The organism is Bacillus sp. AMCV2, assembly GCF_056033925.1.
Window position 1 is genome coordinate 891244 of sequence record NZ_JBVYIB010000002.1, and the last position, 12888, is coordinate 904131.

The 12888-nt window shown below is 45.8% G+C and carries 12 protein-coding genes; 10 read left to right on the top strand and 2 right to left on the bottom strand.

Annotation, left to right across the window (positions count from 1 at the left end):
• Positions 1-199: 199 nt before the first annotated feature.
• The 9 genes from AC0OMA_RS04630 (at position 200) to lnrN (ending at position 10594) form a co-directional block, all read left to right on the top strand.
• On the top strand, positions 200-1921 hold the full coding sequence (locus AC0OMA_RS04630; RefSeq protein ID WP_015383125.1) for an ABC transporter ATP-binding protein: 1722 nt from the start codon (positions 200-202) through the stop codon (positions 1919-1921).
• Positions 1915-3729 (top strand): ABC transporter ATP-binding protein, encoded by a 1815-nt coding sequence (locus AC0OMA_RS04635; protein WP_322840055.1) that lies wholly within the window; start codon positions 1915-1917, stop codon positions 3727-3729. Before AC0OMA_RS04630 ends, AC0OMA_RS04635 begins: the two co-directional genes overlap by 7 nt.
• Positions 3730-3882: 153 nt before the next feature.
• Complete coding sequence (catD, locus tag AC0OMA_RS04640) at positions 3883-4287, top strand: DoxX family oxidoreductase CatD (RefSeq protein WP_015252533.1); 405 nt, start codon at positions 3883-3885, stop codon at positions 4285-4287.
• A 17-nt stretch (positions 4288-4304) separates the two neighbouring features.
• Positions 4305-5162, top strand: coding sequence for a catechol 2,3-dioxygenase (gene catE, locus AC0OMA_RS04645; protein ID WP_015383127.1), 858 nt, complete (start codon positions 4305-4307; stop codon positions 5160-5162).
• Positions 5163-5279: 117 nt separating this feature from the next.
• Positions 5280-6482: a sensor histidine kinase gene (locus AC0OMA_RS04650; RefSeq protein WP_181218602.1), complete on the top strand. Its 1203-nt coding sequence runs from the start codon at positions 5280-5282 to the stop codon at positions 6480-6482.
• Positions 6479-7141, top strand: coding sequence for a two-component system response regulator LnrK (gene lnrK / locus AC0OMA_RS04655; protein WP_015383129.1), 663 nt, complete (start codon positions 6479-6481; stop codon positions 7139-7141). The genes AC0OMA_RS04650 and lnrK overlap by 4 nt, the downstream gene beginning before the upstream one ends.
• A gap of 143 nt (positions 7142-7284) precedes the next feature.
• On the top strand, positions 7285-8220 hold the full coding sequence (lnrL, locus tag AC0OMA_RS04660) for a linearmycin resistance ATP-binding protein LnrL (RefSeq protein WP_047182303.1): 936 nt from the start codon (positions 7285-7287) through the stop codon (positions 8218-8220).
• An 11-nt stretch (positions 8221-8231) separates the two neighbouring features.
• Complete coding sequence (gene lnrM / locus AC0OMA_RS04665) at positions 8232-9422, top strand: linearmycin resistance permease LnrM (protein WP_047182304.1); 1191 nt, start codon at positions 8232-8234, stop codon at positions 9420-9422.
• A gap of 14 nt (positions 9423-9436) precedes the next feature.
• The gene (lnrN, locus tag AC0OMA_RS04670; RefSeq protein WP_181218606.1) at positions 9437-10594 is read left to right on the top strand and encodes a linearmycin resistance permease LnrN; all 1158 of its coding nucleotides are present in this window, start codon (positions 9437-9439) and stop codon (positions 10592-10594) included.
• A gap of 38 nt (positions 10595-10632) precedes the next feature.
• Here lnrN and AC0OMA_RS04675 read toward each other — a convergent pair whose 3' ends face one another.
• Both AC0OMA_RS04675 and padR read right to left on the bottom strand, forming a co-directional pair.
• Complete coding sequence (locus AC0OMA_RS04675) at positions 10633-11235, bottom strand: GNAT family N-acetyltransferase (RefSeq protein WP_015482968.1); 603 nt, start codon at positions 11233-11235, stop codon at positions 10633-10635.
• 49 nt (positions 11236-11284) lie between these two features.
• A complete protein-coding gene (padR, locus tag AC0OMA_RS04680; RefSeq protein ID WP_003233588.1) occupies positions 11285-11833 on the bottom strand; it encodes a transcriptional regulator PadR in 549 nt (182 codons plus the stop codon).
• Between the two features lie 276 nt (positions 11834-12109).
• Between padR and estB the strand changes: the two genes are divergently transcribed.
• Complete coding sequence (estB, locus tag AC0OMA_RS04685) at positions 12110-12742, top strand: esterase EstB (protein ID WP_181218608.1); 633 nt, start codon at positions 12110-12112, stop codon at positions 12740-12742.
• The last annotated feature ends 146 nt before the right edge of the window (positions 12743-12888 follow it).

Sequence of the window (12888 nt, forward strand, 5' to 3'; positions counted from 1 at the left end):
AATCTTTGATGTTTTTTAATGAACGCAGATCAGCAGTGAATAGCTCTCGAATAAAAGATAAAGTGATTTTGGTTATCGATAAATTCAGTGCTTTTCTATGTTTTCATAACACTTCATGACAGTAAAATTCTTTCATCAAGCCCTATAAACAATTAAAATAAAAAGTACATATTGCTAAAAGGGGTTTGGAGGCTTTTACATGCAAAAGGCTTTGTCGTTTTTAAAACCATATTCATTGCTGGCGGGAATCGCTCTGATTCTTATGTTGACGGAGCTTGCAGTTGAACTGATGCAGCCTTTATTGATTGCAAAAATCATCGACGATGGGATATTGAAGCAAGATCTGCGGCATGTATGGATATGGGGCGCGGTCATGATCGGGCTGACCGTGTTATCCTTTGCGGCGGGGATGCTGAATTCCTTTTATGCCGCCCATGTCAGCCAAAGCTTTTCCTATGATACGAGAAAAGGGCTTTTTCAAAAAATCCAGTCCTTCTCCTATCCCACATTTGGACAGTTTTCGTCCTCTTCTTATATTACAAGGCTGACAAACGACGTCACACAGGTTCAAAATATGATTTTTATGAGTTTGCGGTTTATGCTGCGGGCTCCCTTAATGATTGCAGGCGGCATTGTGCTGTCGCTTGCCGTTAATGTGAAACTCGGCTTTTTTCTGCTTGTGACCATTCCGATCCTGATCTTGTTTTTGCTATGGGTATTAAGGAAAGGCGGAGCACTGTTCCGCTCAGTGCAGAAAAGGCTGGATCAAGTGAACACCATCATGCAGGAAAATTTAATCGCAATCAAGCTGATCAAAGCGCTGCTTCGCGGCAGCCACGAAGTCAAACGATTTATCAAAGCCAACACAAGGCTGATGGAAAAAACGGTTTCGGCCTTTCAGCTTGTGGAATTCACGATGCCTGTACTGATGCTGCTAATGAATCTCTGCATCCTTTTGATTTTGTGGGCGGGGTCCTACAGTATTACGAGCGGAAGCACTCAGGTCGGCGATGTTGTTGCGATTATTAACTACGCAACACGAATTACGGGCGCGCTTTCGATGTTTCCGTTTTTGATTATGATTTTCACCCGGGCGAAGGCTTCAGGGGATAGAATCGGTGAGGTGCTTGAAACAGAAGGCGACGAGCGGGAGGAAGGCATCATATCTGATCGTTTGTCAGGACGGATTGAGTTTCAGCATGTATCCTTTCGCTATCCTGAAATGGACAGAGAAGCGCTCAGGAATGTCTCATTTTCCGCAAAGCCAAGAGAAACGATCGCGATTCTCGGTGCGACGGGCTCGGGCAAGTCCACGCTTTTTCAGCTCATTCCGCGGCTTTATCAGCCGGATTCAGGCCGCATTTACATAGATGAAAAGCCGGTTCAAGATTTTCCGGCTGAAGGGCTGCGCAGGCAAATTGGATATGTACCGCAGGAAGTCCTCTTGTTTTCCGGCACAATCAAAGAAAACATCGCTTGGGGCAAAGAAAATGCTTCACTAGATGAAATAATGGATGCGGCCAAACATGCGCAAATTCATGAAACGATTTTGAAGCTCCCAAATGGATATGACACTGTTTTGGGGCAAAGAGGCGTCAACCTGTCCGGCGGCCAGAAACAGCGAATTTCCATTGCGCGGGCACTGATTCGAAAACCGGCTATCCTTCTATTAGATGACAGCACAAGCGCGCTTGACCTGCAAACGGAGGCGAAGCTGCTTGAAGCAATCAGCACATACCATTGCACAACTTTGATCATTACACAAAAAATAACCACGGCGATGAAAGCTAATCAGATTTTGCTGCTTGAGGACGGCGAACTGATTGAAAAAGGCACTCACAGTGAGCTGCTTTCTGAATCTCAGTTATACAAGCGCATTTACGAGTCACAATTCGGAAGGGAGGGGAGCGAGTCATGCTAAAAGACATCCGCAAGCCTTTCCAATATCCCAAACTGCCAATTGACAAAAAAGAAAGCGCGAAAAAGCGGGCGAAAGCAAAGGATACAAAGGGCACACTGAGACGAATCTGGTCTTACTTGGCTGAAAGAAAAGGACTGCTCATCCTTGTCATGCTGATGGTTGTCATCAGCGCCATATTCGGGCTCCTTGGCCCCTTTGTGATCGGAAAGGCCATCGACCATTTTATCGTCGGGAAAACGGTCAGCGGCTTGATTCCCGTTTTGCTTCTTCTGCTTGCTATCTATATCATTCAGTCCCTGTCGCTTTGGTTTCAAAACTATTGGATGATTACGATCTCGCAGGGCACGGTTTTCAGAATGAGAAGCGAATTGTTCACCCATCTGCATGAGCTGCCGATTCCATTTTTTGATAAACAGCGGCACGGCGAGCTGATGAGCCGGGTGACGAATGACATCGAAAATGTCAGTTCTACCTTAAACACGTCAGTCATTCAAATTTTGTCAAGCGTGATCACCTTTGTCGGGACGATTGCGGTGATGCTGTACATGAGCCCGCTCCTTACATTGATTACGCTGACCATTATTCCGGTGATGGCAGCGAGCCTGAAATGGATCACCAACCGAACGGGAAAGCTGTTTAAAGAACAGCAGAAAAACCTTGGTGATCTGAATGGGTATATTGAGGAATCTGTTTCAGGCGCAAAGGTCATCAAAGCATATTCACGTGAGAAGCAGATTACTGCTGAATTTCTCGAAAAAAACGCTGCACTCAAGACGTCGGGCTTTTGGGCGCAGACGATTTCCGGGTTTATCCCGAAGGTCATGAACTCTTTGAATAACTTAAGTTTTACAATGATAGCGGCAATCGGCGGTTTGTTTGCGCTGAAAGGCTGGATCTCGATCGGCTCCATCGTCGTCTTTGCCGAGTATTCAAGGCAATTTACACGCCCTTTAAACGATCTGGCCAACCAGTTTAATACGATGCTGTCCGCAATCGCCGGCGCTGAACGGGTGTTTGACGTGCTTGATGAAAAAGAAGAGCGCGAGGATGAAAAGAACGCCGTGCATCAGCCCATCCAAACAGGCAGCATTGAATTCCGGGATGTGTCCTTCGGTTACGATAAAGGGCAGCAGACACTGAAGCATTTACAGTTTACCGTGCCTGCGGGGCAGTCCATTGCGTTTGTCGGACCGACGGGGGCGGGGAAGACAACCGTCACCAACCTGCTCGCCCGTTTTTACGAGCCTAACGAAGGAAAAATTTTAATCGACGGTACAGATATTAAAACCCTTACTAGAGCGAGCCTGAGAAAAAACATGGGGTTTGTTCTTCAGGATTCTTTCTTATTTCAGGGAACGATCAGAGAAAACATTCGCTACGGCAGGCTTGATGCTTCTGATCAGGAAGTCGAAGCCGCTGCAAAAACAGCGAATGCCCATAGTTTTATTGAAAGGCTGCCAAAAGGGTATGACACCGTGCTGACGCAAAACGGTTCGGGCATCAGTCAAGGACAGAAGCAGTTGATTTCTATAGCGAGGGCGGTGCTTGCCGATCCGGTTCTTCTCATTTTGGATGAAGCGACAAGCAACATTGATACCGTTACAGAAGTCAACATTCAAGAAGCGCTCGCCCGTTTAATGGAAGGAAGAACAAGCGTCATCATTGCCCACAGGCTGAACACCATTCAAAGAGCGGACCAGATTGTGGTGCTTAAAGACGGTGAAATGATTGAAAAAGGCAGCCATGACGAGCTGATTCGGCAAAAAGGATTTTACAGTGACTTATATGAAAGCCAATTTGAGAAATAGACCTTTGTCCTGCACAGAGGTCTTTTTTGTTACAGTTTTATAGTACTTTTATTTCATTTTCGTGAAATGTAACAAAATTACTTGACGTAAACAAGTTATGTATATATACTAGCTTACATTAAGTAAGTGATAACATTTATCAAGGAGGATAAAATGAATAAATCATTTGAAATTGGCACATTACTTTTAAGAGTTATTACAGGTATTATCTTTTTTGTTCACGGTTTATCAAAGTTTCAGGGGATGGAGGGCACCATCCAATTTTTCGGCAGCATAGGCCTTCCAAGCTTTATGGCGTATGTCATCGCAGCGATTGAACTCATTGGCGGAGTGCTTGTCTTCTTCGGATTGGCTACACGTATTGTCGGTGTCCTGTTCGCTCTTACACTGATCGGCGCCATCATCACTGTTAAGCTGAAAGCGCCATTCATGGGCAATGCAGAATTTGATTACCTTCTGCTTTTGACATCCATTCACCTGGCGCTTACTGGAAGTCGATTCCTGGCGCTGGACCCATTTGTGTTTAAAGGAAAAAAGAACGAAAACGTTTCAGCATAAGAAAAGAGGCATACAGCATGACCAGCATTCATGAGGATACACACATTGGCTACGCCAAACTCACAATTCGCAGTCTGGAGCGTTCCCTTCAGTTCTACTGTAACGTCATCGGTTTTCAAGTCTTAAAAAAGACGGATCGCCAAGCTGAATTGACGGCTGACGGAAAACGCGTCCTGCTTATTCTTGAAGAAAATCCGAGCGCTGTCGTCTTGCCTGAACGGTCTGTGACAGGCCTTTATCATTTTGCGATTCTTCTTCCGGACAGGAAAGAACTTGGGATCGCACTCGCCCGCCTGATTGAACACGGCATTGCTATCGGACATGGAGACCATGCTGTCAGCGAAGCGCTCTACCTGTCTGATCCTGACGGAAACGGCATTGAAATGTACGCTGACCGCCCCCGCAGCACGTGGCAGCGTGATCTGGAAGGAAACTACGTCATGACGACAACCGCTGTTGACATTGAGGGCCTTCTGGAAGAGGCAGGAGATGAGCGGAAAACATCGCTTCCGAACGATACAATCATCGGACACATTCATCTGCATGTCAGTGATTTGAAAGAAGCAAAGGCGTTTTATACAGATGTACTGGGCTTTGACATTGTCGGAAACTATGCGGGCATGTCCGCCCTCTTCGTTTCAGCCGGGGGGTACCACCATCATATCGGCTTAAACATTTGGGCGGGAAGAAATGCGCCGCCTAAACCGACAAATGCCAGCGGACTAGACTATTACACTGTTGTCCTGCCTCACCAAGAGGAGCTGGACTTAGTGGCAAACCGAGTCAAACATGCCGGGTATTCGATTGAAGAGAAGGAAAACAGCTTTCGTGTGAAAGACCCTGTTTCCGGCGCCTATATTACATTTGTGATTTAACTGCAATCCCCTTGCCGAAAAAACGGCAGGGGGATTTTTTATTTTCCAGAAACTCCTGTCAAAAATGCCCTCAGGCAGGTATGATAAAAAGGGAATTGGGTATCGGGAGTGATGAGCGTGAAGGCTCTTTTTTTTACTAGGATTTTCACCTTAATGGTAAGCTGTTCGGTTTATTTTTTTCTTGTAGAGGATGACAGCTGGTTTGAGTATTTGTTCATCGCTGGCGGTGCAAGTGTATTCTTAGCAAATCATCTCTTATTAAGGATACAGAAATATGCAATTATTTTTTGTCTAATTGATATTGCAGTTGGCTTTTCGTTCGGTTTCATGTTTCCGGGTACAGGTTTATATATTACATTGCTCAGCCCGGTTGCAGTTACCTTTTTTCTGAAGGGATTTGACCGGAAAACTGTATGGTCTGTCCTGTGTTTTTGTTTTATGATGTGGCTGATTGTTCTATTACGCACATATCATATGCTTGGTGATGAATATGTGATGGATCATTGCATCAGCATGACATTCGTTGTCTTCTGCGGTGTCGTGGGCAAATTAATCCGCAAGCTGACGGATGCGCAGGAAACGGCAAAACAGCAGTACCGGGAACTGACAGAATCCCACTTGGCGCTGTCTTCCGCACATCAGGAGCTGCATTTATATGCGAAGCAGGTTGAAGAGCTGACCGCCATTTACGAGCGGAACAGAATGGCAAGGGAAATCCATGATACAGTGGGGCATAAAATGACGGCCCTTCTCGTCCAGCTGCAGCTTTTGCGTGAATGGCAAAAAAGAGACAGCCAAAAAGCGGATGAGACAGTAGGTGTCTGTGAAACACTTGCCCGTGAAGCGCTTGATGATGTCCGCTTATCAGTACGCACTCTGCAAACTGAAAACGATCCTTCGCTAATCGAATCGCTGAAACAGCTGACAGAGGACTTTTGCAAAAATGCAGGAGTCACAACAGAATTTGCGGTCAGCGGTGATCCTGCAATTATCCCGCTGTCTCTCCATCCGACCCTGATCAGAACGGTGCAGGAAGCACTGACCAATGCCAAACGGCACGGCGGCGCCGCAGGTTGTTCGATACAGCTTGCCTGCACAACGGACAGCATCAGCCTTGTCATTAAGGATGACGGAAAAGGCAATCCCGAGGCAGCACTTGGATTTGGTCTCTTGAATATGAAAAAGCGGGCAGCGGCACATGGCGGTATGATCCGCTTTGAAAGCGAACGGGATCAAGGATTTACTGTAATCGCCGAATTTTCACTTGCCAATAAAAAATGGAGCTTCAGACCCGTGCAGCAAAAGGAGAGTTTATCATGATTAAGATCATCATTACCGACGATCAGGATATCGTCAGAGAAGGGCTGGCATCCTTGCTTCAGCTCCGAGAAGAGCTCGATGTGATCGCAACGGCGCGAAACGGACAGGAAGCCTTCGAAAAGGCGAAAGAGCTGGAGCCGGATATCGTGTTAATGGACATCCGCATGCCGGTCTCCAATGGTGTCGAAGGAACAAAATTGATTACAAGCTCTTTGCCCGGCGTAAAGGTTTTGATGCTGACAACCTTCAAGGACTCAGAGCTGATTGCTGAAGCGCTTGAAGAAGGAGCAAGCGGGTACCTATTGAAGGATATGTCGGCAGATACGATTGTAAAAGCGGTGATGACTGTTCATTCTGGCGGAATGGTGCTTCCTCCGGAATTGACTGCCCAAATGCTGAACGAATGGAAACGTGAAAAACAGCTGAAAGGAATAAATGAGATAGAAAAACCTAAGGAGCTGCTCGACTTGACCGAGCGCGAATTCGAAGTTCTGGCTGAGCTGGGGTACGGGCTGAATAACAAAGAAATTGCCGAAAAGCTTTACATTACAGAAGGCACAGTCAAAAATCATGTTTCAAATATCATCAGCAAGCTGGCTGTCAGGGACAGAACCCAAGCAGCCATTTACTCGGTCAGATATGGTGTATCTGTCTTTTGACATATGACGTTTTGCATATACGCTTCTCTGAAAAGGCCTTTTACAGGCCTTTTTTTCATGCCCTATGTTCTATCTGCCGCTACATGCCGCACGCCTTGCTTTCTTCTACAATGGCAATGGATCAAAAAAAGGAGTGAGACGACGTGCTGCAAGCAGAAAACATCAAAAAGGCATACGGAAAAAAAACAATCGTGAAAGGCATTTCTTTTTCCCTCAAAAAGGGGGAGTCGTTCGGTCTGCTCGGGCCAAACGGTGCGGGGAAGTCCACAACCATCTCGATGATTTCCGGCCTTGTGCCGCATGACAGCGGGAACATCACGGTGGGCGGCTATGTCATCGGAAAAGAAACGGCCAAAGCGAAACAAAAAATCGGCATTGTTCCGCAGGAAATTGCATTATATCCGACGCTGACGGCTCATGAGAATCTTATGTTTTGGGGGAAAATGTACGGACTTACGCAGGGTGAGGCCAAAAAAAGATCAGCTGAGGTCCTTGAATATGTCGGTCTGGCTGAGCGGGCTAAAGATAAGATTGAAACGTTCTCCGGGGGGATGAAACGAAGAATCAACATCGGTGCGGCTTTAATGCATAAGCCCGAGCTGCTGATTATGGATGAACCGACTGTCGGTATTGACCCTCAATCGAGAAATCACATTTTAGAAACGGTCAAACAGCTCAACGAAACGGGCATGACGGTGATCTATACGAGTCATTACATGGAAGAGGTTGAGTTTTTATGCGATCGGATCGGAATTATTGATCAGGGGGAAATGATTGCAATCGGTACAAAAACTGATTTGTGCAGCCGTCTTGGGGGCGATACCATCATTCAGCTCACGGTCAGCGAGATTGATGAAACGTTTCTTTTGGCGATCCGTTCCCTGGCTCATGTCAATGATGTAACAGTCCAGGAGTCAGAGCTCAAAATTGACATTTCTGCGGCTCATCATGAGAAAGTCGTCACCAGTTTGCTTGCGGAAGCCGCTGCCCATCATACAAACCTGCTGTCTCTTCAGGTGCAGGAACCGAATCTAGAGCGCCTGTTTCTGAATCTGACCGGCCGCACGTTGCGGGATTAGGAGGGACGGCCATGAAAAAAAGCATATGGATCGCATGGAAAGATGTCAAAATCAGAATCACGGACAGAAAAGGGTTTATGATGCTTATCCTAATGCCGCTGATCCTAACCTGTATTTTAGGCGCGGCGCTCGGATCAGTTGTTGACGGAGGCAGCGGGATTGATGACATCAAAGTCGGCTACGTTCAACCAGACCAGTCAGATGCAGCGAACATGTTTACGAAAGATGTGCTTAAAAAAATAAAGTCAATAAAGGTCACAAAAGCCGGCAGCGAAGACAAGATGAAAAAACTGCTTGATGAAAAGAAAGTTGATGTAGGTATCGTCATCCCGAACTATTGGGAAGCCGGCAAAACCTCAGCTGTTGTTTATGCCGCTCCTGATCAAACATTGAAAAGTTCCATCATCGAAACAGCTGCAAGCTCTTTTATAGAGCAATATAAAGCGGTAAAGGAAGCCGCGTCAGCCTCGATGGACTACATCAGCAAAACGGAAGCTGTAAAACAAGGAAAACTTGACCCTGCACAGTTTGCAGAAAAGCTGGCAAAGACGCTTGAAAAAGAAACAGGTGACAAGCTGACTATTGCAGAAAAATCTGTCGGCAGCAAGGCCGTTACCAGTTTTCAATACTATTCGGCGGCAATGCTTTGCATGTTTATGCTGTTTCATATGACAGTCGGGGCGAAATCGTTTTTACAGGAAAAGGATACGGAGACGCTTGCCAGAATGCTGATGACGCCTGCGCAAAAATCCGTCATTCTCTTCGGAAAATGGCTTGGGACGTATCTGTTTGCCATCATGCAATTTTTCATATTTCTGATCGTTACAATCAATGTTTTTGGTGTGGACTGGGGCGGCAATTTGCTGTTTGTGAGTGTACTCGGGCTTTCTTACGCCGCAGCTGTATCCGGCATTTCAATGCTGCTTGCGTCGTGCATCAGCGATATGAAATCTGCAGATGCGATAGGCGGCTTCGGCATTCAGTTGCTTGCGGTTCTCGGCGGGTCCATGCTGCCGCTGTACCAATTTCCGGACGTCTTGCAGTCTATATCCAAAGCGGTGCCAAATCGCTGGGCGCTTGACGGCTTTCTTTCTTTAATGGAAGGGGGAGGCTGGGCTGACCTTCAAAAGCCTGTGCTTCTTTTTGCGGCGATTGGCCTTTGTTCACTTGTAATTGGTATCAGACGGCTTCATACAAGATAAGGAGGTACACTAGGGTGAAAAAAATCATAGCCATTTGCGGCATTGAGCTTTCTCTCATTTTTAAGAAGCCGCAGAACTATTTGATCATGTTTGCTGCCCCGCTTTTGCTTACCTTTGTATTTGGGAGTATGCTCGGCGACAATGATGATAAGGTGCGGCTTGCAATCGTTGATCAGGACGATACGATTCTCTCACAGCATTATATTCGGCAGCTGAAGGCACACGATGATATGTATACATTCGAAAACGTGCCTGAAAGCAAAGCGGCAGAAAAGCTGAAACAAAAGAAAATTGCCGGGATCATCGTCATTTCCCGCTCGTTCCAGACACAGCTGGAAAAAGACAAAAATCCTGAACTGATTTTCCGTCACGGCCCTGAGCTGTCTGAAGCGCCGATGGTCAAACAATATGCAGAAAGCACATTGGCAACGCTCAATATTCAGGTGACCGCGGCGAAAACAGCATCTCAGACAGCGGGAGAGAACTGGAAGGCGGCGTATAAAACGGTTTTCGCCAAAAAACATGAAGATACAGTTCCGGCAGTAAAACGACAGACGCTCAGTGATAAAAAAGAGGGTGCGGAAGCAAGTGACACAGCCTCCAGAGCAGCAGGTTTTTCCATCCTGTTTGTCATGCTGACCATGATGGGAGCGGCTGGAACCATTTTAGAAGCAAGAAAAAACGGCGTCTGGTCCAGATTGCTTACAGCCTCTGTCAGCCGAGCTGAAATCGGTGCTGGGTATGTGCTTTCCTTCTTTGTCATTGGCTGGATTCAATTTGGCATATTGCTTCTTTCAACCCATTGGCTGTTTGGCATCAACTGGGGGAATCCGGCTGCGGTTATTGTATTAGTGTCACTTTTTCTATTGACCGTTGTCGGCATTGGATTGATGATTGCGGCCAACGTCAGAACGCCAGAACAGCAGCTTGCGTTCGGCAACTTGTTCGTCATCGCAACATGTATGGTTAGCGGGATGTATTGGCCGATCGACATTGAACCGAAATTTATGCAATCCATCGCTGAATTTCTTCCGCAAAAGTGGGCGATGAGCGGGCTGACGGAGATTATCGCTAACGGTGCCAGCGTCACAGATATTCTCGGAATCTGCGGCATCTTGCTTGCTTTTGCAGCAATCACTTTCGCAGCGGGGCTTAAGGCGCTCCGAGCCTAAAAAAAATCATCTGTCCCTCGGACAGATGATTTTTGCAATTATTTTGTTTCTTTTTCTGACAGATGCAGCCTCCGTTCCAAATGCTGTTTCACGGATGGCCACTCACTGTCGATGATGCTATAAAATACCGAATTGCGGAATGTTCCGTCTTTTCTGATCATTTGGTTTCGCAATATGCCTTCTTTAATTGCCCCCAGCCGTTCAATGGCCTTTTGTGATCTGATGTTCCGCTCATCCGTTTTGAATTGCACCCGAATCGTCTTCAGCTGTTCAAAGCAATATTGTAACAGCAAATATTTGCATTCAGTGTTGACTGAGGTGCCCCACACTGAAGGGTGAAACCACGTCCAGCCGATCTCAAGGCTCCTTGAAGCGGATGACATATACAGAAAACGTGTCGTGCCGACCATTTTTCCAGTCTTACGATGAATAATCACGAATGGACATTCTGTTCCTGTTTCTTTCGTTTGCAGCGCCTCCTCAACAAAAGCCTCCGTACCACGCAGTGTTGTGATCGTTTTCGGTAAATGGGTCCAGATGTTTTCATCATTTGCCGCTTCATATAAACCTTGAATATGGCTTTTGTCCATCGGCACCACTCGAATCAGTTCCCCTGTTAATTCGTGCAATGTCACATTCATCGTTCTCCCCCCGCATTACGTATTGGAGCAGCCTGAAGGCCGCTCCCGGTTAATCCTTATCTATCATAGCTAAAATTGATTCCAGCCATGAAACGTAATTTTTCTCCCGCTCCAGCGCTTTCGTCAGCACAAGATAGTGGCCGAAGTCCGGTGAAGAAAATGACATCGGCTCTGCTGAAGCCATAAGCTTTTCATAGCTTCCCTGTAAGTCAGAAAGCTTGGCCTGGCGTTTTTGCAGCTGGTCTTTGAACAAATCAGAAGCCTCCTGGCGCGATAGACAAGAAATGAAATAAGCCTTCAGCATAAATTCATCTTTTACCGTCTCGGGTATCGGCTGGTGGCGGATCAGCCAGTCATGCAGCTCCTGCTTTCCGCTGTCTGTCAGGGTGTACATCTTTTTCTCCAGCTTTGTGCCCTGAATCGTTGTCCGAAACGTGATAAATCCTTCATCTGTCAGCTTTTTGAGCTCAGGGTAAATCTGGCTGTGCTTGGCGCTCCAAAACTGGCCGAGCTCCTCTTTAAAATAACTCGTAATATCGTATCCACTCAATTCGCCTTTTCGCAAAAGCCCTAATATGGCGTATTTTAATACTCTCATGCTATCCTCCGTGTCTGGCTGTTTCGTAAAACAGATGAGCCGGTGCTCAACTGTGATTCTAACTGCCTATTCCCCTTATTATAGAAAAGGGAGGAAGGGAACACAACCGGGCCACTTTGGAAATGAAAATAAAAGGTTTGTCAGAAGGTATCCGATTTATCTCCGTCAATGATATAAAAGAGATTTAAATTTAATTTTCAGAAAAAATAGTAACGATATTGATTTTTTATGTATAATAGGAAATTGGTGGTATTAACATTTTAAGGGGGAATAAACGTGAAAAAAGTACTTATGGCATTCATTATTTGTTTATCGCTGATTCTATCTGTTTTAGCCACTCCGCCGTCTGGCGCAAAAGCTGAATCAGTACATAATCCTGTCGTTCTTGTTCATGGAATAAGTGGTGCTTCATACAACTTTTTCGCTATTAAAAACTACTTAATTTCTCAAGGCTGGCAAAGCAACAAACTGTATGCTATTGATTTTTATGATAAAACAGGGAACAACCTAAATAACGGCCCGCAGCTCGCTTCATATGTTGATCGCGTTTTAAAAGAAACGGGAGCCAAAAAAGTAGATATTGTGGCTCATAGTATGGGAGGCGCTAACACGCTGTACTATATTAAATATTTAGGCGGGGGCAATAAGATTCAAAATGTCGTAACACTTGGAGGGGCTAATGGTTTAGTGTCATCTGTTGCGCTCCCAGGTACAGACCCTAATCAAAAGATACTCTATACATCTATTTACAGCCTAAACGATCAAATTGTAATCAATAGCTTGTCTCGGTTACAAGGGGCGAGAAACATCCAGCTTTATGGCATCGGCCATATTGGCTTGCTTTCTAATAGCCAAGTTAACGGCTATATCAAAGAAGGATTGAATGGCGGGGGACTAAATACAAACTAATGCTTGAAAATCTACGGGTGATTTGAAACCTGCTGTTAGTTAATACAGCAGGTTTTTATTGTTTTCTGATCGATTGAAATGAGGAGGAAGATAGAACGAAAACTGAGTTGATTTTTTGCAGGCTCTTATATGAGGTAAATACCTTC

Excerpts from the sequence above, each read along its gene's own strand:
- AC0OMA_RS04635 (WP_322840055.1), top strand. The coding sequence starts at position 1,915 with ATGCTAAAAGACATCCGCAAGCCTTTCCAATATCCCAAACTGCCAATT.
- lnrM (WP_047182304.1), top strand. The coding sequence starts at position 8,232 with ATGAAAAAAAGCATATGGATCGCATGGAAAGATGTCAAAATCAGAATC.
- AC0OMA_RS04630 (WP_015383125.1), top strand. The coding sequence starts at position 200 with ATGCAAAAGGCTTTGTCGTTTTTAAAACCATATTCATTGCTGGCGGGA.
- catE (WP_015383127.1), top strand. The coding sequence starts at position 4,305 with ATGACCAGCATTCATGAGGATACACACATTGGCTACGCCAAACTCACA.
- AC0OMA_RS04675 (WP_015482968.1), bottom strand. The coding sequence starts at position 11,235 with ATGAATGTGACATTGCACGAATTAACAGGGGAACTGATTCGAGTGGTG.
- padR (WP_003233588.1), bottom strand. The coding sequence starts at position 11,833 with ATGAGAGTATTAAAATACGCCATATTAGGGCTTTTGCGAAAAGGCGAA.
- catD (WP_015252533.1), top strand. The coding sequence starts at position 3,883 with ATGAATAAATCATTTGAAATTGGCACATTACTTTTAAGAGTTATTACA.
- lnrK (WP_015383129.1), top strand. The coding sequence starts at position 6,479 with ATGATTAAGATCATCATTACCGACGATCAGGATATCGTCAGAGAAGGG.